The following is a 19258-nucleotide window of genomic DNA, read 5'->3' as shown; positions in this document are numbered from 1 at the left end:
GATAGAATGTCAGTCACGAGCACCAACGACAAAAAGGCGGCGTCCACCGGGACAAAGCGCAAAACCAGCATCGTGCATTTGCTGCTCGAAGGCCGTGCGTTCTTTGCGTTGATTGCGATCATCGCAGCCTTCTCGTTCCTTTCGCCTTATTACTTTACCGTCAATAACTTCCTCATCATGTCCTCGCATGTGGCCATTTTCGGCTTGCTGGCGATTGGCATGCTGCTGGTTATCCTCAACGGCGGTATTGATCTTTCGGTCGGTTCTACACTGGGTCTTGCGGGCGTTGTCGCTGGCTTCCTTATGCAGGGCGTCAATATTCCGGAACTGGGCGTTATCCTTTATTTCCCGGTCTGGGCAGTTGTCATCATCACCTGTGCACTTGGTGCCTTTGTTGGTGCCATCAACGGTGTTCTGATCGCTTATCTGCGCGTTCCAGCCTTTGTGGCGACGCTGGGCGTACTTTATTGTGCGCGCGGTGTAGCATTGCTGATGACCAATGGTCTGACCTACAACAATCTCGGCGGTCGTCCCGAACTTGGCAATACCGGCTTTGACTGGCTCGGTTTCAACACGCTTTTTGGCGTGCCGATTGGCGTGCTGGTACTTGCTGTTCTCGCGATCATCGTCGCAGTTGTGCTCAACCGCACCGCATTTGGTCGCTGGCTCTATGCTTCGGGTGGTAACGAACGTGCAGCCGAGCTTTCAGGCGTTCCAGTGAAGCGGGTACAGATCTCTGTCTATGTGATTTCGGGCATCTGTGCTGCAATCGCTGGTCTGGTTCTGTCATCGCAGCTGACTTCGGCTGGTCCGACAGCAGGCACCACTTACGAGCTGACGGCAATTGCCGCAGTTGTTATCGGTGGCGCAGCGCTGACGGGTGGTCGCGGTACAATTCTTGGCACGCTTCTCGGTGCTTTCGTGATCGGCTTCCTTTCCGATGGCCTCGTGATCATCGGCGTATCGTCCTACTGGCAGACTGTCTTTACTGGCGCGGTTATCGTGCTCGCAGTTCTGCTCAACAGCATTCAATATTCCCGACGTTGATAAATTACAGCTCTGCCCACCGTTCCGGGCAGAGCTGGTTCTTCGGGGGGTAGCGAAAACTTTCCAAGACGGCGATTACGCATAAGTCTCGCCCACTGGAATGGAAACGCCGGGTAACCGGTACAACTCAGTGATAATTTTTACGGGAGTGAGACATGTTTAAGAAGGGTATGCGCGTTCTGTTTGCTGCTGCTGCAGCATTGCCGCTTATCGCCAGCACCGCATGGGCTGAAGGTTTGATCTCGATCGTGGTCAACGATCCTTCAAACCCATACTGGTACACGGAAGGCGAAATCGCCAAGAAGACCGCTGAAGGCCTCGGCTATTCGGCTGTTGTTGGCGGTCACAAAGGTGACACCAACACCGAAAGCAACCTGATCGATACTGCGATCACCAACAAGTCGGTTGCGATCATTCTCGACCCGGCAAATGCTGACGGCTCCGTCGGTGCAGTCAAGCGCGCTGTCGCAGCTGGCATTCCGGTATTTCTCGTGAACGCTGAAATCAACCAGGAAGGCCTCGCTAAAGCACAGCTCGTTTCCAACAACGCACAGGGCGCGGCACTTGGTGCAACGCAGTGGGTTGAGAGCGTTGGTGACAAGGGTAAATATGTTGAGCTGTTCGGTTCGCCGTCGGACAACAATGCTGCCACCCGTTCAAACGGTTATGAAACTGTTCTTTCGCAGTATCCGGACCTCGTAAAGGCTGGTCAGGACGTTGCTAACTGGAACCGTACCCAGGGCCACGACAAGATGCAGGCTCTGCTTCAGGCAAACCCGGACATCATCGGCGTTATCTCGGGTAACGACGAGATGGCTCTCGGTGCAATTGCTGCTCTGAAGAAGGCTGGCAAGCTTGATCAGGTCAAGGTTGGTGGTTTCGACGGTTCGCCAGATGCAGTTGCTGCGATCAAGGCTGGTGAACTGCAGTACACCGTTCTGCAGCCAGTTGCGATCTTCTCGGAAGCCGCTGTCAAGCAGGCCGACAACTTCATCAAGACCGGCAAGACTGGTGTTGATCAGGAAAAGCAGCTCTTTGATTGCTTCCTGATCACTAAGGACAATGTCGACAAGTACACTGCTCCGTTTGTTCTCGAACAGTAAGATCTACATTTAAGGGGCGCGGGCTAACTCCCGCGCTCTTCTCTCTATTTTTCGTACCGATGCTATGAATCGGGGCCGGTCAATAAATTGAGCGGGCTGGGGACGAGTGGTAAGCATGGTCACAAGCAACAAAGCAAGCAGAGAAAACCTTCTGACAGAGCAGGTGCCAAACGATAGCCGGCACGCACGTCAGCTGGTTCGCCGCCAGCAAATTGCTGAAATGATTATGTCGGAAGGATCGGTGCGGATCGAAGATTTGACCGAACGTTTCGCAATCAGCCTCATGACAGCACATCGCGATGTGGACGAGCTGGTCAGTCGCGGCCTGTTTCGCAAATCACGCGGTATTGTCTCCGCTGCCCCCACAAGCCTCATAGAGGCAAGCGATCTGTATCGCGTTGCTCGTCAATCTGAAGAAAAGAAACTGATCGCCGAAGCCGCGATGCAGTTTGTGGAGCCGGGTCAGGCCATTTTCTTCGATGACTCCACAACTGTTCTTCAAATGGTGCCTTATCTTCCGGGCAAGGGGCCGCTGACGGTCATTACCAATTCGCTGACGCTGATGAACGAAGTGCGCGACATGAAAGATGTCACGTTGCTCGGTCTTGGTGGGCAGCTCTACAATTGGTGCAACGCCTTTGTCGGGGGTATGACGATCCATGAAATCCGCCGTCTGCGTGCGGATGTGGCATTTATTTCTATCTCGGCCATCATGGATGATCTTCTTTTTCACCAGTCGCCTGAAATGGTCGAGACAAAGCGTGCGATGCTGGACAGCGCTGCAAAGCGGGTACTTCTGACCGATCACACAAAATTCGAGCGCCGGGCTCTACACAATTTCGGCGCGCTCAATGATTTTGATGTTGTCATCGTCGATGACAAGACTCCGCATGAACATATTGAACGCATGCAGGCGCAGAACATCAATGTGGTTATCGCCAGTTCTGGCGGAACAAAAGAATAAACTTCAGTACTTCATCGCATACATATCAGGAAATACGATCCATGCCGTCTTTGTTGGGAATTGATAGCGGACTGACCGTCACCAAGGCCGTGATATTCGACGTTGACGGCTCGACGCTGGCCGTTGCCCGTCGCCGCGTCGCGCAATCATTTCCACATCCACGCCATGTCGAGCGCGACATGGATGAGTTCTGGAATGCAACTGCGGATGCAATTGCCGAAGCGATCGCAAAAAGCGGACGCCCGGCCTCTGACATCCTCGCCATTGCCACCACCGCCCATGGTGACGGCATCTATATGCTTGATAAAGATCGCCGCCCGCTTGGCAAAGGCATTCTGTCGCTCGATAGCCGCGCCGTTGACGTTGCCGAACGCTGGTTGGACAGCGCGGTTGCAGAACAGTCAATTGCGATAACCGGGCAGTTGCCACACGCTTCTGCACCTTCCGCCATTCTGTCCTGGGTCAAGGAAAACGAGCCTGAACGTTACGCACGTATCGGCCATGTGATTGCATGCAAGGACTGGCTGCGTTTCTGCCTGACGGGAGACGTTGGTACCGACCGCACCGAGGCATCGACGTCTTTCACTGATTATAAAACGCAAGACTATTCCAAAGACGCTCTCAAACTTTTCGGCCTCGAGGCACTTTGGGAAGCGCTCCCGCCCATGTCACGTTCGGACGAAATTATCGGTGGTGTTTCGCAGGCATGCGCCAGTCGAACCGGCCTTGTCAAAGGCACTCCTGTCGTCGGCGGGTTACATGATGTGACCGCTTCTGCGCTGGGTGTCGGCGGTCTCAAGATTGGTACAGTTGCGGTTGTCGCAGGCACTTATTCGATCAATGAAACGCTTTCATCGACACCCAATATCGGTAAGAGCTGGTTCTGCCGCAATGGGATTGCACCGGGAGAGTGGAACAATATGTCCATTTCGCCTGCTTCCACCGCAAATTATGACTGGTTCCTCGACAAACTCTGTCCGGCGGAGCGCCGCGAAGCTGAAGAAACGGGCCGCTCGATCCATGACATGTTGCGCCCGGAAATCGATGCTGCACTGGCCAAGCCTTCAACAGCTCTGTTCCACCCTTATCTGTTCGGCTCGCCTTACGGCGCGATGGCTAGTGGCGCGTTCTTCGGCCTGCGCGGTTGGCAGGAACGTGGCGATATGCTGCGCGCGGTCTGGGAAGGCATTGCCTTCAACCACCGTATCCACGTCGATCATCTCAAAGACGGTTTTGAAATTTCAGCAGCGCGTTTGACTGGCGGTGTTTCGCGCAGCCCTTCATTCGCGCAGATGTTTGCCAATGTGCTGGGTATGCCGGTGACAGTCACCGATACGGATGAAGCGGCAGCATGGGGTGCAGCGCTTTGTGCAGGCAAGGGAGCGGGCGTTTTCGCAGATGTTTACAGCGATCCGCGTGACCTCGATGCGATTGGCCGTACCTATACACCGGATGGCGTGCGAGCCGAGCAATATGAAAAGCGCTATGCGCTGTTCAAGGAAATCGCATCCGCACTTGGACCGATCTGGCCTAAAATCGATGCGCTTACAGATTAAAAGATAGCGAAGACAGTGAAATGAACGATTTCGTAGACAGTGCCCAAATGAAGAGCCGCATCAGTCAACTTGAAGCTGACGGCGTTGATGTACTCATTCTGGGCGCGGGTATCAATGGCGCGGGGCTCTATCGCGATCTGAGTGAACAAGGCGTGAGCTGTTTGATCGTTGATAAGAGTGACTTTGGTTCAGGCACCAGTGCGGCCCCGTCGCGCCTCATTCATGGTGGCCTTAAATATCTCGAAACCGGTGAATTTGGTCTCGTGGCGCAGTCAACTGTCGAGCGCAATATATTGCTCAAAAATGCGCCGCATAACGTCCGTCCCCTACCGACATTTATTCCGGTTTTCTCCTGGACCAAGGGGATTACGGCAGCACTTCGTACCCTGTTTGGCTCAACCACAGCGCCACGCAGCCGTGGCGCGGTTCTCATCAAGATTGGCCTTGGCCTTTACGATTATTTTGGTGCGCGTGAGCGCGTTATGCCAAAGCATAATTTTCTCTTCAAGAAGAGTGCCTTGAAGGAAATGCCTTATATGACACCGTCGATTGTTGCTGGCGGTATTTATTATGATGCATGGGTCAGCAGGCCGGAACGTCTGGTTTATGAGCTTGTTAGCGATGGTTTGAAGGCCAATCCGAAAAGTGCAGCAGCCAATTTCACGGCAATTGTTGCAGCCAGTGACGGTATAGTGAGTTTTGAAGGGCCGGATGGCACTAAATTCGCGATCAAGCCAAAGATTGTCATCAATGCCGCTGGTGCGTGGATTGATCATGTCAATGCGGCGCTTGGCAAAGAGACAAAGATGATCGGCGGCACCAAGGGATCGCATATCCTTGTTGACCACCCTGAACTGGTTAAAAGCCTCAAGGGACGCATGATCTATTTCGAGGCGGATGACGGTCGTATCTGCCTCGTCTATGATTATCATGGTCTTGCGTTGGTTGGCTCGACCGATATTCCGGCCAACAACCCGGATGAGGTCTTCGCCGAAGACAAGGAAATCGATTACTTCATCGAAAGCCTGCAGTCGTTGTTGCCGAAGCTGAAATTCGACCGCAGCCAGATCGTCTATACCTATAGCGGTATTCGTCCGCTGCCCGCCTCCAATGCATCTGAGCCGGGGCTGATCAGTCGTGACCACTCGGCGCCGGTTATTGAGCCGGACGCAGGCCGCCCGTTTGCAATCATTTCGCTGGTTGGCGGCAAGTGGACCACTTTCCGTGGCTTTGCCGAAGAAGTGGCTGATACGGTCCTCAAGCGCTTTGGTCGTGAACGTGTCAAATCAACACGGACACTGACCATCGGCGGCGGTAAAGATTACCCTGCGGATGAGCGTGCACGCGCCGCATGGGTGGCGAAACACGCTAAGGAAACCGGGCTGGCAGTCGAACGTGTCGAAACACTTTTGCAGCGCTATGGCACCACTGCCCTGCCGATTATTCAGGATGAAGCCAAGGTTGGCGTTACACTCCTGCCTGATACGGACACGATAAGCCGTGCGGAGATTGCATGGATTGCGCGCAATGAACTGGTCGTGCATCTCTCCGACGTTGTTCTGCGACGCACGACGCTCGCGATTGACGGCGCGCTTTCGAATGCCAATCTCGCGGCAATCGCCGATATTCTCAGCGTTGAATTTGGCTGGGATTCTGCTCGCAAGGCGCAGGAGCTTGAGCATGTTATTGCCGAGCTTTCTAAACGCCACGGGATGACCCTTGGCGAGCAGCCAGCAAAACGCCGTTAATGCAGAATAAGAAACGGGCCAATGGCCCGTTTTTTTAGATGCTCAATGCCAGCACGCTATAGGGTGGCAGCGCTATCGTCTCGCCGCCTGAGATGGCCACGTCCTGCTCGTGGGATGTAATGTTGACCAGCCAGACCAGGTCTTCTACGGCAACAGCAAGAACGCCCGACGGGCGCGAAGACTGGCACAGTCTGAAGTTTTTGCCGGCAAGCTGTGCAAGCACTTTTACTGCATTGAACAAAGGGCGCTTGTCACCCTTAGCTGTCGGTTCATTCTCGCCTGCAAGAAGCCCGAAAGGTCCGGTAAGGGCTGAAAGCGTCAGACTCTCAAGACCAGCATTCAGCACCGAAATTGCATAGGCCATTGCAAAGCTTTCAGCGAATTTTCCATTATGACGCGGATCACGATTGGCCATCGCAATGCGCTTGCCATTCGGGTTTTCCATCGTTCTGCTGCCATAGGGGTTCTGGCGCATGGGGATGGTCGACGGCCCGATGCGATAGGGCTTTTCGCCGTATATCGCCCGCACCGAACGGGTGATGAAAGGCAGTGCCTCCAATGTTTGCATGACGCTCAGATCATCAGCGGCATGAACAATTGGATTGGTGCAATGGGTGACGAAGTCCACAAGCTCACCCGGAACGCGCTTGCGATTAAGCTCGGTAAAATAGCTCAACATTCCGCCGCCAAGCCGCGCATTCGGGAAGGCTACTCTTGCTGCCGCATACACATCTTCAAGCGGCGGGCAGGGCGGCCATGCGCTGCCGGGCGGTGTTGACTGCCGGTCTATAGCCGGTGAAATGATGATTGCATCCGCGTCAAAGCCAGCCGCTTTCATGTCAGAAGCAATTTCTGCCGTCTCGTCGATCAGCGATTTCTCGCAAGGCAATGCAATTTCGAGCGAAACGCGCCCACGATGCTTCGAAGCCAAGGCTGCAAAATCAGCGAAAGCCGAGCTTTTATGACCCGCAAATGGATCGTAATGAAATAACAGATCCTGCGGGCCAGTTTCTTGCAACAGATCAATTGCAGCGAGGCTGGCTTTGGCTTCTTCCGGTGTGATGATAATGCCGATATTGGGCATTCTGCCGGTTGTTTCACCAAGCGTGATGCTCACCGGCTCCGCATACCGGGTGCTATTTGGTGTCGCCGCGCGCGTGTCGGAAATGTTGAGCACGATGCGCTGATGCTGGGGGTTTAAGGCTTCCATCTGGTAAGGCCACGGCAAAGCCAGTGGACGCACATAGGTCTTGTATGATGCATCCGACCAGTTGCGCTGGTCTTCCATCTCAAACGTATCACCTTCCATGCGACATTCGGCTGAAACGCCGGGAATGGCCTCATGGGTGATTGCACGCATGTCCTTGAAAGGCTGCCATGGCTCGATCAGATCGGGCAGGCGGGTTTTATTGAGTGTACCGTCGATATGCTCGACGCTCACAGTTGAGCCTGCCACGCCGACGATTGGGTGGAGGATGCAAAAACCGCAACGATTGGTTTCAAAACCTGTCGCGCTATTGGCAACAGCATCGAAAGTGAGCCTGCCTCCGCTCTCTGCCTGAATGCGTACATCAATGGTGAGTTGGGTCGCATCCCGGCCTTTGCAACGCGCCTGATAGGTGACGAGAAAACCGCTGTCGTTTCGCTCGACGTTCAGATCATGGATTTCCGGTTTATAGGTTCCCCAGTCGCGATCCCGCACCAGATAGGAGACAGCGCGCAGGACTTCTACACTGTCGTAAGTGATGGTGCGAAGATTGCCGTCACTTAGATCAACCTCAAGCAGGCCCGCTTTCAGGCGTATCGGCTGGACTTCGGCTTCACGTGTTCCATAAAGCAGGAAAGGGTCGGTGTTGCTCATTTAAGCAACGCCGTAATCTCTACACGGTTGCCACTAGCGGCACTGTCATAGGCGGCTTCAACAAGCGCGAAGGTCTTGAGATTATCTGCACCCGACGTCGAGGTTTCTTCGCGCGTTAAAAGCTTCTCCACCCAGTGCTGCTGAATGGCAAAAACGCTTTCCTGAATGTTGTGCCATGGACGTGATGCCCATGAGAGCAGTTTTGGTGAAACGTCGGAAACCGTGGTGCCGTTCGGCGTAATCACGTCAAGGCGATAACCCTGATAAAGCCGAATCGAACCTTCTGTGCCATCAAGTTCTATGATTGTTTCCGGGAAAGGATCAGTTTCGAGCTTGGTGGCATAGCTTACGTCAACAATGGAAGTAGCACCATTTTCATGGTCCATGAGAATGGTTGCTACATCTTCGCCCTTGATCTTTGGGTTCACACGCTTGGTGCGGGCAACAAGGCTGGTCACATCGCCCATAATAAAGCGTGCAATATCAAGCGTATGAATGCCTAAATCTTCGATGATGAAGCGTTCGCCTTCTGCAAGGTAAGGCTGGCCGGAAAACACGTCGAAGCCCGAACGGAAGGAGAAGCGTCCCCAGAATGGCGTGCCGATGACGCCACTGTCGAGCACCTTGCGCACCGCCTGAATAGGCGTCTGCCAGCGGAAGTTTTCATGAACCATGAGCGGAATGCCTGCCTCATCGCAAACCTTCACCATGGCCTTCGCATCATCAAGCGTTTTGGCAAAAGGTTTCTGGCAGATTGCAGGTACCTTGTGAGAGGCTGCGAGCTCCACCAGAGCGCGATGACTTGAAACTGTCGTGGCTATATCGACAAAGTCGATGCCGCCATCTGCAAACAGCGCCTGCGCATCCGTGTAGCGGCGTTCGATGCCAAACTGGTCGCCGACAATCTTCAAACGCTCACGATCGCGGTCGCAGATGGCCACGATTCTGGCACCCGAAACCTCATTCCATGCGTGCATCTGGTTGATTGCGAAGAAGCCGCAACCGATCAGCGCGCCATTCAATTCTGCCATTTTATCCAACTTTTCCGCGACATGCTTTAGCGCATCTTATTCCGTAAACCGGTTTGCACTGTTCGGGATGTACACTCGTTCAATATTGGCGAAAACTGTTGGAATTGCAAAACCGCGCGCAGTTTTCCTGCGGGTAAGTTGCATACAGACCTCCCAATAAGCCCGTCTCCCAAAAGGCTGAAAAGGGGAGGGCTTACGCCCTCCCCATAATTATTACGTTATGCGACGGATGCTCTCTGCGATTTCTTCCGGTTCAAAAACGTTCTTCCAATCATCGCGCATCAGCGCAGGAATACCGAATTCGATCGCCTTGTTGCAGGCATCGGAGAATACACCCTGGACTTCGCCAAAGATGACAGCGCCGAGAACATTCATGTGGCCGAGCAGGAAGTCGCGTGCGGCTTCTTCAGGAACGCCGCGACGAACACATTCGTCCATGGCCTGCTTCATGACAACCAGAAGCGACGCGCAAACGGTTTCCGAAAGACCCGGCTCGAGGATTGCAAGCTGTTCAACGGTTACGCGGTGCGAACGCATGACTGGCGCCCAGATCACCTTGGCGATTTCTTCACCCAGTGCATAAGCTTCTTCCGGGCCCTGCATGAGAGCCGAAACGATGTGCTGTTTTGCAAACAGGCCGCCGAAGTGGTCTTTCTTTGCCTGCATGTCCGTTTCGTCGTTGAAAATCGGCGGATGGCAAGGATGGGTCACGAAATAGGTGAGGTCTGCGCGTTCTGGCAGATGACCGGCAAACGGTGCTGCTGCGTCGAGCGCAATAATCATGGTGCCTGGCTTCAGCTTGTCAACGATGGATGCCGCGACCTTACCAATGATGGTATCCGGTACAGCCAGAATAACGACTTCGGCGCCTTCGAGACCTGCATCTGCATCGATGGTGTCGATGTCGAGTTCGTTCTTCAGGCGTGCCTTGCCTGCGTCGCTAACTTCGATATGACGAACGTCAAAGCGCGAACCTTTGAGGTTCTTGGCCAAACGGTAGCCCATCTTGCCACCCGCTCCGAACAGAGCAATAGCTGTCATGATTGTATTTCCTTCCCGTAGTTTTGATAACTCGACTGGTATACCAGTCAATGAGTCTTCCAGTTTCAGGCGGTCAAGCCGTCACGAATCTGGCTGAAGTACCCGTCAGAACCGACCTGACCGCCCTTGAGAGCAATCTGAAGGCCGTTGGTGGCGGCGTGAGCGCCGTGCGCCGTACAAAGCGGCGACCCCGGTGTTTGTGGCAGCGGCAAAAGCGTGGTGAGTGCATCGACATGCAATTCACGCAATGCGTGGCTGGACGTATCGCCGCCTGCAATGACCGCACGGGTAAGCTTTTCGCGCTCGACAAGACTGCGGAGAATGAAGCCAAGGCTGCGGGCCAGCTTGTGTCGGCTGCCTGCGATCTTATCGATTTCCGTTCCGCGATCAGCCGCCGGGCCAAGGGCGGTGTTGAGGATCACGCTGTTGCCCTGCTGAAGCGCCTTCTCACCTGCAACAATGGCAGCTTCAATCGCCTGATTGCCGTTTTCGCCAAGAAGCTCAAGCGGATTGAGATCAATGCCAGTAAAGCCCGAAGCGGTTGCATGGCGGATCTGGCGTTCGGTGGTTGGCGATACGCTGCCCGAAACGACTGCTATGCGGTCAGCCTTGCCGGGAAGCGGAAACTCTTTTTTCGCACCAATCAGTCCGGCCTTGGCCCATGCGGCCAGAAGTGCATATTCAACGCCTGACGAGCCTGCAACGAACCAGCCAGCATCAGGACGCAAGCGCCAGAGTTGTTCGCCTGCCTGGAGCTGGCTTTCGCGGCTGTCAACGTCAAGCAACACCATGCCGTCCGCATCTTTGACAATTGCGTTCACACGCTCATCCGCATCGGCGGCTGAAAGCGCGACGAGATCGGCAAGCACGGTTTTGAGTGTTGTTTGTTGCGCAAGATGCTCGCGCAGGTCCGCTTCATGCATTGGCGTGACAGGGTGGCGGCTCATGACCGGATGGCGGTCAATACGATAGATTTCGCCCTGATAGGCGGCAAAAAGATTGCCGAAAGCGGTATAACGCTTGAGTTGCGGTGCACCGACAACCAGCGGCACATAGGTCTGGTTGAAGATCGCTTTGCCGATTTCAACAGCCTTGCCGATATTGCCGACATGCGGGGCGGAATCGAATGTCGAGCAGACCTTATAATGAGAAATCGCAGCATTCAGGCTTTTGAGCCAGTTGAATGCAGGCGTGAGATTTTCCTGCATCCATTCCGGTGTTTCGCTTCGGCTCGTTCCTGCGAGGCCGATAGCCTGACAGTGCGAAAAGCGCGAAAGAAGCTCTTCATCCGGCACATTCATGAACAACACAGTATCAACGCCGTTGGAGGCCATGGCTTCCATGACATCGGTTGAGCCGGTAAGGTCATCGCCGTAATAGGATAGAAGCAGATCTTTGGTCATTATTCGCCTCCCCCAATTGAATTAACGGGGCCGAACTTTGCGAGCGAAGCTGCAAGTTCAGGATGGTCCGATGCATAGGTTTCAAGCGGGATGCCAGCTACTGCTGCTTCCCATGCCTGCTGCACGGCGCGCACACCGGCGGCCGGGCCACCCGGATGGCTGACAATGCCGCCGCCGCAAAGATAAAGCAGGTCTGTCGTGCGCCCGGTACGCTCGTAGGTTTCCGGTGCCTGTCCACCCCACTGGCCGGAACCAGCCACAGGTAGCGGGCAATCTGACGGGTCGAACAGTGGCGTGCTGACAGCCTTGAACGAGTTGACGAAGCTTTCGTCCGGCTCCCAATATTTCACGCGGATGCCGTTGATCTGGAACTGATCGACACCGAGCAAACGCCAAAACTGCTGATAAACACGGAAATCCATGCCCGCGCCCGGATTGCGGGTCAGGATGTCCCAACCATTACGGTGTGCATGAAGGACGAGGCCGGAGCGCTTGCGCAGGAAGCTCATGCCGCCAAAGCCAACCGAGTTGATATTGACTACGGCGCAATTGCCGCCAGCCTCAAGCACCATATCATGGTTGCGCATCATCTCATCAGGATCGGCATGCGAGATGCCGAAGGCGTACATGACCTTCTTGCCGGTTTTCTGCTCGTGATCGAGAATAAGCGGCATGATCGCGGCAATGCGTTCCTTGAGCGGCGAATAGGCCGGGCTCATCAGCTTTTCATCGTCCTTGATGAAATCGACACCGGATTGGATCAGTTCACCGACGAGTTCTGCGGTCTCGTATGGACGCAGACCGAGGGCTGGCTTGACAATGGTGCCGATAATCGGACGCTTCTCAACGCCTGTCAGACGACGGCTTCCGGCTATGCCGAATTGCGGGCCTGGATGTGCGCTTTTGAAAGCTTCCGGCAGCTTCATATCCACCACGCGGATGCCGGTCATACCCTTGATCGAGTAAACACCGCCAACGGCAATCGTCATCAGTGCGCTAAGATCAGTACCGATCGCATCGAGCGGAAAAGCAATGTCGACATCAGCGCGCTTGATAGGGCCGTGTCCGGGTTCAAGCTCTGGCCAGGCTGGAACTGTTGCGTTTTCAAGCGGACGGATTTCCAACACACGTGCTGCAACGCGAGCTTTTAGCTCCTCTGTCTCGCCGGGGAGGGCGACAAAAGTGCCGGTCGACTGATCGCTGGCGATTTTGGCGGCCATCTTTTCGATGCTGCCGGTTGTCTCAATGCGATAGGTCAGACAGATATTCATCGGATCGTTTGTCGCTCGCTACTTGTTTTAAAGCGCATCCCGAAAACCGTTTCACACTTTTCGGGATGCGCTTTGGTGTTCCACCCATGTCAGAAAGACACTGACATTTTATGTCGCGCATTCGCCGGAAAGTTCTCCTCACTTCTCAGGATGCGATTGAAGCACTTGGCTCTGATTGTGAACTGGTATAATGAGTATTCCAATATCTGCAAGTGGAAAATTGTTGGCCCATTCATGAGAATGTGGGTAACAACTTTCATCGCGTCGCTTGAAGATGCATAAGGGGGGACGAAGCTCATGAACAGTGAGATGCAATGAACAAGCCCATAGAACCCATCGTTCGCCGTAAGTTATCTGACGAAGTTTTTGACCGGCTCGAAAACATGATTACGTCTGGTGAATTGGTGCCGGGCGATGAAATGCCGTCGGAGCGTGTATTGATGGAGCGCTTCGGCGTTGGCCGTCCGGCGATCCGCGAGGCGATGCAGTCACTTGCCAAGATGGGGCTGGTCAGCATTTCGCATGGCGAACGTGCTAAGGTGTTAAAGCTCACTGCAAGGTCTATCTTTCAGCAGGTTGATCCCACAGCGAAAATTATGCTCGCTCAATCGATTGATACGCTGGAGCATCTCAAGAGTGCACGTATCTTTTTTGAGCGTGGTATTGCACGAGAAGCTGCCCTTAAAGCGAGCGATCAGGACATTGCCGATCTTCGTGCCATTGTCGAGCGGCAGCGGGAATTGTTGGGTGATGCGGATGCATTCATTTCAGCCGATATGGAGTTTCATATCCGTATCGCGAAGATTTCAGGCAACCCGATCTTTGTCGCGGTGAGTGAATCCATGCTTGCGTGGCTGCGCGAATATCACACCCACATGCTGATCTGGACCGGAAAGGAAAACTATACCCTCGTTGAGCATGAAGAGATACTTGATAGTATCGCAAACCGAGATCCTGACGGTGCGGAAGCTACCATGCGTCATCATCTGGAGCGTTCAAGAGACCTTTATACAAAATAGCGATTTGATCTTCCAACGCTGCTAGAATGCGTTTTCAGAAAAGCCCCGCGCATATAGAAAAATACGCGGGGCTTAAGACTTCAAGCCCTGCCTGTGAGGGAGGCATTGAGCAGATCAAGTGCCCCCTGCTTCGTGAGCTCAGTTGGATTGCCCCCTGCTGTCGGATCGACGATTGCCATTTCAGCAATCAGTGTCTTACGGTTTTCGTCCATGTCGAGTCCCTTGATGAAATCCGGTAGCGTATTCGGCACACCAAGATCACTGCGTAGTTTCATAATTGCGTCGACAAATCCGTCAAAGCCACCTTCAATACCCAGATAATTCGCAAGCCGTTCGATGCGCTTTTCAATTGCTGCCCGATTATGATGCAGAACATAAGGCATGAAAACAGCATTGGTCATGCCGTGATGCGTGTCGTAAAGCGCACCGATAGGGTGAGAGAGGGAATGGATGGCACCAAGCCCTTTCTGGAATGCAGTTGCTCCCATGGAAGCTGCGGCCATCAGATTGGCGCGCGCTTCAATATCTGCGCCATTAGCATAGGCTTTGGGCAGATTTTCAAATACAAGACGGATGCCTTCAACCGCAATGCCGTCAGCCATCGGATGAAAGCCCGGTGCGCAATAGGCTTCCAGACAATGCGCCAGCGCATCCATACCAGTGCCGACCGTGATGAAGGGGGGCATCCCGACTGAGAGTTCAGGATCGGCAATCACCGTAGCAGGCAGCATTTTTGGGTGGAAAATTACCTTTTTGGTATGTGTCGCTTCGTTGGTCAGCACGCCCGCACGGCCAACTTCTGAACCAGTGCCCGCTGTTGTCGGTACGGCGATGATTGGCGCAATCGCATTGCTGTCGGCGCGGGTCCACCAGTCGCCAATGTCTTCAAAATCCCACACATCTCGGCTCTGTCCTGCCTGAAAGGCGATCAGCTTGCCCAGATCCAGTGCCGATCCTCCACCAAATGCAATCACGCCATCATGCTTGCCATCTTTGAAAACCTGCACACCAGCATTAAGATTACTTTCGACCGGATTGGGCTTCACATCGGAAAAGACCGCATATTTTACGCCGGCTTCGTCAAGAATGGCGAGTGTCGAAGCGACGACGGGGAGTTTTGCGAGTCCGGGATCGGTGACGAACAATGGGCGTTCGATACCGTTTGCTTTGAGAACTGAAGGCAGCTCCTTTATACGGCCTGGCCCGAAAAGCACGGTGGTCGGGAAATTCCATTTGGAAGTCAGAGTGGTCATGTCGATTGCTTTCCAGATATTCAAATGAGATCAGATTTTTTCACGCAGGTGAAAGGATTTCGGTCGCGTGAGATTGCCGTAACCAATGGGCGAAAGGGCAGCACCCTTGCCGGTATCTTTCACCCCCGTCCAGACCAGTGCCGGGTCGAGATAATCGCAGCGGTTCATGAAGACCGTGCCGGTTTCGATGCGGTCGCCGAGGCTGGCTGCATGGTCCGTGTCGCTTGTCCAGAGAGAGGCGGTGAGGCCGTAAATGCTGTCATTCATCAGTGCGAGTGCTTCGTCATCATTGCGAACTTTCATGATGCCAACAATGGGACCAAAGCTTTCTTCACGCATGACACTCATCTGGTGGTCGACATCGGTGAGCACTTCTGGTGCGATATAAGGAGAACCGGCGATGTCGCTCTCAACCTTCATATTAACGTGCGCTTTGGCACCCTTGCGCAAGGCTTCGGCCTTCTGCTCGCGGATGAGATCGGCAAACCGTGCCTGCGCCATCGGTCCTAGCGTGGTTGCAGCATCCAGCGGGTTGCCGACCACATATTGCTTCGTGAGGTCGATAAAGCCATCGACGAAGCGGTCATAGACGGCTTCATGCACGTAGATACGTTCGATGCCACAGCAGCATTGACCGGAATTGAAAAAAGCACCATCGACCAGATTGGCAACAGCATGGTCGAGATTGACGTCGGGCAACACATAAGCGGGGTCTTTGCCGCCAAGCTCAAGCCCCAGTGACATGAAGGTGCCGGAGGCTGCCTTTTCAATTGCTCGCCCACCGCCGACGGAGCCGGTAAAGTTGACATGGTCGATTGAGCCAGACGCCAGCAGCTTTTCCGTAGACTTATGATCAAGAACGATATTCTGGAATACACCTTTTGGAATACCGGCCTTTTCAAAGGCCTGCGCGAAGCGTTCACCCGTCAGCAGTGTTTGTGTGGCGTGTTTTAGAAGAACCGTATTGCCCGCCATCAATGCCGGAATGATCGTGTTGACGGCGGTGAGATAGGGATAGTTCCAAGGCGCGATGACCATGACAACGCCGAGCGGAACATGCTTTACGTAGCGGCGAAAACCATCTTTCTGTGATGGAACATAAAGCGCCAGCGCTTCTTCGGCGATGTCGATCATATATTGGCCGCGTTCCTGAACGCCGCCATTCTCGCCGCCATAGCGTGTTGGCCGCCCCATTTGCCATGCGATTTCGGGGATGATCTCGTCCTGCATTGCGGCAAGTGCGTCGAGTGCCAAACGGCAATAGCGCGCACGTTCTGCGATGCTTGTCGCTGCCCAGCCGGGCTGAGCTTGACGCGCTGCCGTGACTGCTGCATGGATCGCGGTGTCACTGGCGTAGGCGCGTTCTGCATAAATTGAGCCATTGATAGGGGAGATAATTCTGGCCGTGCCGCTCATTGGGCAATTCCTCTATGCTTTATATAATTTAATAGCGTTCAAAACCGCGATGCAGTTCCCAGTCTGTGACGCGGCGGTCATATTCAATCTGCTCCCAGTGCGCGGTGTGGACATAGTGATTGACCACTCTTTCACCGAGCGCCTCCTTGAGGAACGCCGAGTTCTTGAGAGCTTCTGCAGCTTCGCGCAGCGTGTATGGAATTTCCTTGAGTTTGACCGCGCTGTAGGCGTCCCCCACAAATGGATCTTCCAGCTCCAGATTCTCGTCTATGCCCTTAAGCCCTGCAGCAATAAGCGCTGCAAAGGCCAGATAAGGGTTGAGATCGGCACCGCCGATGCGACACTCGATGCGGATGCCTTTGGTGCCTTCGCCGCAGAGCCGGAAACCCGCTGTACGGTTGTCCTGACTCCACATGATCTTTGTGGGTGCGAATGTGCCCGCCTGAAAACGCTTGTAGGAATTGATATAGGGTGCCAGAAAATAGGTATACTCAACCGCATATTTGAGCTGGCCCGCCACCCATGAGCGCATAAGCGGCGTCATGGTATTGGGGGCTTTGGGGTCGAAGAATAGCGGTTCTTTGCCGTCGGCACTCCAGATGGAGTTGTGGATATGGCTTGAGCTTCCCGCCCTGCAATAATCATACTTCGCCATGAAAGTGATGCACTTGCCATGGGCCTCGGCAATTTCCTTCATGGCATTTTTCATGATGACATGGCGGTCGGCCATTTCCAGCGCTTCAGCATAACGAACATTGAGTTCCTGCTGTCCCGGCCCCCATTCGCCTTTGGAGTTTTCAACGGGAATACCTGCGGCACCCAGATGATTGCGCATGGCGCGCAGAACCTGCTCTTCCTTGGTGGTCAGATGGATCACATAATCCTGCACATAAGGAGAGGCGGTTTCCATATCCTGCCAGCGTTTTGCGCGTGCTGTTTTATATGTCTCATCAAAGAGATAGAATTCCAACTCCGAAGCGAAATAGGCGCGATAACCGCGCTCATGCAGACGTGCGAGCTGCTTCTTGAGGATGGCGCGGGGTGAATGCGCAAGGTCTTCGTGGTCGTGATGATCAAGCACATCGCAGAGCACAATTGCTGTCTTTTCCAACCACGGCGCGCGGCGCAGGGTGGAAAGATCGGGTTTTATGACGAAATCGCCATAGCCCTTGTCCCAGCTTGCGGCCTCATAGCCCGGCACCGGTTCCATATCGATGTCGTCAGCCAGAAGATAGTTGCAGCCATGCGTTTCATCATGGGCGGATTCCACAAAGAATGGTCCGTAGAAGCGTTTGCCAATCAGACGCCCCTGCATATCTACAAAACATGCAAGCACGGTATCAATCTCGTCATTTGCGACGGCTTTTTTCAGTGTGTCGAAAGTCAACTGTTCGGCCATTTAATGCTTCGCTCCTCACGGGATAAAACCATAGGCGCCGCACATTGTTGCGCGACGCCCTGAATTGTTAGCTGTAGCGATAAGGCGCACCCGCATTGCGCATGGTTTCCTGATATTTCTTCAGAATTGCGACCACTTTTGCATTGCGTTCGCTCTGCTTGGCGACGTCGTCCCAGAACTCCACTGCGGCATCTTCAATCTGCTTCCATTCGGATTCCGGAATAGTGGTGAGTTCGAGTTTGCCCCCGGTGGTGCGGTAATGCGCTTCACCCCACCAGTACCAATGCTGGCGATGATAGTGCGAGGAATCCATCGCTAACCTGAAAAGAGTCTTGAGATGGTCTGGTACTGCATCCCATTTTTCGGTATTCGCGAAATAGGAGCCAGCCCACGCACCGTTGATGTTGTTGGTGAGGTAATATTTGTTAATGTCGGCCCAGCCGACCGTGTAGGCCTCGGTTGCGCCGCACCATGCGACGCCGTCGAGCTCACCGGTCTGGATAGCGACTTCGATATCTTCCCATGGTAACGTCACAGGTACGACACCAAACTTGGTGAGGAAGCGTCCGCCTGTCGGGAAGGTGAAAACGCGCAGCCCCTGAAGGTCTGCAACGCTGCGGATCGGTTTGGTGGTCACAAAGTTACACGGATCCCATGAACCAGCGCTCAGCCATGTGACGCCCGGAATTTCCTTGTAAGCTTCTTCCCATATTTCGTTGAGGCCATACCAGTTGAAGAGCGCTGGCACATCAAGGCTATAGCGCGATGCAAACGGGAAATAAGCCCCAAAAACGGCGACATCGACAGGCGACGCCATGGAGTCATCATCGCTCTGCGCTGCATCAATGGTACCTGACTGCACAGCACGGAAAAGTTCGCCCTGTGGTACAAGCTGATCGGCAGTATAAAGTTCGATCACCATTTCGCCGTTTGCAGCCTTGTTGAAGGCATCGATCGACGGCTTGATGACATGTTCTGCGAGTGCTGGACCGGCATAGGTCTGCAGTCGCCATTTAATGGGGCTTTGTGCCCGTACATAAGGTGTAGCCAGTGTGGTGGCGCCTAACGCCCCCACGGTTGTCAGCCCCGCTCTTTTGAGAAAGTCACGTTTATTAAGCTTGTTATTCTCGCTCATGCCCATTCTCC

15 protein-coding genes are annotated in these 19258 nt (G+C 54.1%); 6 read left to right on the top strand and 9 right to left on the bottom strand.

Annotated features, from left to right (window positions below; all coding sequences use genetic code 11):
* Nucleotides 1–6: 6 nt before the first annotated feature.
* From H5024_RS11895 to H5024_RS11875, 5 genes are all read left to right on the top strand, one after another.
* Nucleotides 7–1047, top strand: a complete 1041-nt coding sequence (locus H5024_RS11895) for an ABC transporter permease (RefSeq protein ID WP_187547098.1) — start codon at nt 7–9, stop codon at nt 1045–1047.
* Between the two features lie 155 nt (nt 1048–1202).
* Nucleotides 1203–2150: a D-ribose ABC transporter substrate-binding protein gene (locus tag H5024_RS11890; RefSeq protein ID WP_187547096.1), complete on the top strand. Its 948-nt coding sequence runs from the start codon at nt 1203–1205 to the stop codon at nt 2148–2150.
* A 115-nt stretch (nt 2151–2265) separates the two neighbouring features.
* The gene (locus tag H5024_RS11885; RefSeq protein ID WP_187547094.1) at nt 2266–3114 is read left to right on the top strand and encodes a DeoR/GlpR family DNA-binding transcription regulator; all 849 of its coding nucleotides are present in this window, start codon (nt 2266–2268) and stop codon (nt 3112–3114) included.
* 41 nt (nt 3115–3155) lie between these two features.
* Nucleotides 3156–4670 carry an FGGY-family carbohydrate kinase gene (locus H5024_RS11880; protein ID WP_187547091.1) on the top strand — a complete coding sequence of 505 codons (1515 nt, stop codon included), beginning with the start codon at nt 3156–3158 and terminating at the stop codon, nt 4668–4670.
* 47 nt (nt 4671–4717) lie between these two features.
* Nucleotides 4718–6418: a glycerol-3-phosphate dehydrogenase/oxidase gene (locus H5024_RS11875; RefSeq protein ID WP_247875344.1), complete on the top strand. Its 1701-nt coding sequence runs from the start codon at nt 4718–4720 to the stop codon at nt 6416–6418.
* A 34-nt stretch (nt 6419–6452) separates the two neighbouring features.
* On the opposite strand, the gene H5024_RS11870 is transcribed toward H5024_RS11875, so the two are convergent.
* The 5 genes from H5024_RS11870 to oiaX form a co-directional block, all read right to left on the bottom strand.
* The gene (locus tag H5024_RS11870; RefSeq protein ID WP_187547087.1) at nt 6453–8279 is read right to left on the bottom strand and encodes a hypothetical protein; all 1827 of its coding nucleotides are present in this window, start codon (nt 8277–8279) and stop codon (nt 6453–6455) included.
* Nucleotides 8276–9310 (bottom strand): Gfo/Idh/MocA family oxidoreductase, encoded by a 1035-nt coding sequence (locus tag H5024_RS11865; RefSeq protein WP_187547086.1) that lies wholly within the window; start codon nt 9308–9310, stop codon nt 8276–8278. The genes H5024_RS11870 and H5024_RS11865 overlap by 4 nt, the downstream gene beginning before the upstream one ends.
* A 213-nt stretch (nt 9311–9523) precedes the next feature.
* On the bottom strand, nt 9524–10351 hold the full coding sequence (locus H5024_RS11860; RefSeq protein WP_187547085.1) for a phosphogluconate dehydrogenase C-terminal domain-containing protein: 828 nt from the start codon (nt 10349–10351) through the stop codon (nt 9524–9526).
* Nucleotides 10352–10416: 65 nt separating this feature from the next.
* A complete protein-coding gene (locus tag H5024_RS11855) occupies nt 10417–11754 on the bottom strand; it encodes a four-carbon acid sugar kinase family protein (RefSeq protein ID WP_187547084.1) in 1338 nt (445 codons plus the stop codon).
* On the bottom strand, nt 11754–13025 hold the full coding sequence (oiaX, locus tag H5024_RS11850; RefSeq protein WP_187547081.1) for a 3-oxo-isoapionate-4-phosphate decarboxylase OiaX: 1272 nt from the start codon (nt 13023–13025) through the stop codon (nt 11754–11756). The genes H5024_RS11855 and oiaX overlap by 1 nt, the downstream gene beginning before the upstream one ends.
* A 314-nt stretch (nt 13026–13339) precedes the next feature.
* Between oiaX and H5024_RS11845 the strand changes: the two genes are divergently transcribed.
* Nucleotides 13340–14044, top strand: a complete 705-nt coding sequence (locus H5024_RS11845; protein WP_187547079.1) for a transcriptional regulator NanR — start codon at nt 13340–13342, stop codon at nt 14042–14044.
* Between the two features lie 80 nt (nt 14045–14124).
* Here the strand turns inward: H5024_RS11845 and H5024_RS11840 are convergent, their stop codons facing one another.
* The 4 genes from H5024_RS11840 to H5024_RS11825 form a co-directional block, all read right to left on the bottom strand.
* Nucleotides 14125–15297 (bottom strand): iron-containing alcohol dehydrogenase, encoded by a 1173-nt coding sequence (locus H5024_RS11840; protein ID WP_187547076.1) that lies wholly within the window; start codon nt 15295–15297, stop codon nt 14125–14127.
* A gap of 30 nt (nt 15298–15327) precedes the next feature.
* Nucleotides 15328–16713: an aldehyde dehydrogenase family protein gene (locus H5024_RS11835; protein WP_187547075.1), complete on the bottom strand. Its 1386-nt coding sequence runs from the start codon at nt 16711–16713 to the stop codon at nt 15328–15330.
* A 28-nt stretch (nt 16714–16741) separates the two neighbouring features.
* Nucleotides 16742–18112 (bottom strand): glutamine synthetase family protein, encoded by a 1371-nt coding sequence (locus H5024_RS11830; protein ID WP_187547073.1) that lies wholly within the window; start codon nt 18110–18112, stop codon nt 16742–16744.
* A gap of 67 nt (nt 18113–18179) precedes the next feature.
* Nucleotides 18180–19247 (bottom strand): TRAP transporter substrate-binding protein, encoded by a 1068-nt coding sequence (locus tag H5024_RS11825; protein WP_187547071.1) that lies wholly within the window; start codon nt 19245–19247, stop codon nt 18180–18182.
* Nucleotides 19248–19258: the final 11 nt, after the last annotated feature.

The organism is Ochrobactrum sp. Marseille-Q0166, from assembly GCF_014397025.1.
GTDB lineage: Bacteria > Pseudomonadota > Alphaproteobacteria > Rhizobiales > Rhizobiaceae > Brucella.
Note: the sequence above shows the minus strand (reverse complement) of the source record. Positions and strands in the feature narration are given on the sequence as shown.

What these genes read in the sequence shown, in the direction of transcription:
- H5024_RS11830 (WP_187547073.1), bottom strand. Translation starts at nt 18,112, where the DNA reads ATGGCCGAACAGTTGACTTTCGACACACTGAAAAAAGCCGTCGCAAAT.
- H5024_RS11855 (WP_187547084.1), bottom strand. Translation starts at nt 11,754, where the DNA reads ATGACCAAAGATCTGCTTCTATCCTATTACGGCGATGACCTTACCGGC.
- H5024_RS11875 (WP_247875344.1), top strand. Translation starts at nt 4,718, where the DNA reads ATGAAGAGCCGCATCAGTCAACTTGAAGCTGACGGCGTTGATGTACTC.
- H5024_RS11840 (WP_187547076.1), bottom strand. Translation starts at nt 15,297, where the DNA reads ATGACCACTCTGACTTCCAAATGGAATTTCCCGACCACCGTGCTTTTC.
- H5024_RS11895 (WP_187547098.1), top strand. Translation starts at nt 7, where the DNA reads ATGTCAGTCACGAGCACCAACGACAAAAAGGCGGCGTCCACCGGGACA.
- H5024_RS11845 (WP_187547079.1), top strand. Translation starts at nt 13,340, where the DNA reads ATGAACAAGCCCATAGAACCCATCGTTCGCCGTAAGTTATCTGACGAA.
- H5024_RS11880 (WP_187547091.1), top strand. Translation starts at nt 3,156, where the DNA reads ATGCCGTCTTTGTTGGGAATTGATAGCGGACTGACCGTCACCAAGGCC.
- oiaX (WP_187547081.1), bottom strand. Translation starts at nt 13,025, where the DNA reads ATGAATATCTGTCTGACCTATCGCATTGAGACAACCGGCAGCATCGAA.
- H5024_RS11860 (WP_187547085.1), bottom strand. Translation starts at nt 10,351, where the DNA reads ATGACAGCTATTGCTCTGTTCGGAGCGGGTGGCAAGATGGGCTACCGT.
- H5024_RS11885 (WP_187547094.1), top strand. Translation starts at nt 2,266, where the DNA reads ATGGTCACAAGCAACAAAGCAAGCAGAGAAAACCTTCTGACAGAGCAG.
- H5024_RS11825 (WP_187547071.1), bottom strand. Translation starts at nt 19,247, where the DNA reads ATGAGCGAGAATAACAAGCTTAATAAACGTGACTTTCTCAAAAGAGCG.
- H5024_RS11835 (WP_187547075.1), bottom strand. Translation starts at nt 16,713, where the DNA reads ATGAGCGGCACGGCCAGAATTATCTCCCCTATCAATGGCTCAATTTAT.
- H5024_RS11890 (WP_187547096.1), top strand. Translation starts at nt 1,203, where the DNA reads ATGTTTAAGAAGGGTATGCGCGTTCTGTTTGCTGCTGCTGCAGCATTG.
- H5024_RS11870 (WP_187547087.1), bottom strand. Translation starts at nt 8,279, where the DNA reads ATGAGCAACACCGACCCTTTCCTGCTTTATGGAACACGTGAAGCCGAA.
- H5024_RS11865 (WP_187547086.1), bottom strand. Translation starts at nt 9,310, where the DNA reads ATGGCAGAATTGAATGGCGCGCTGATCGGTTGCGGCTTCTTCGCAATC.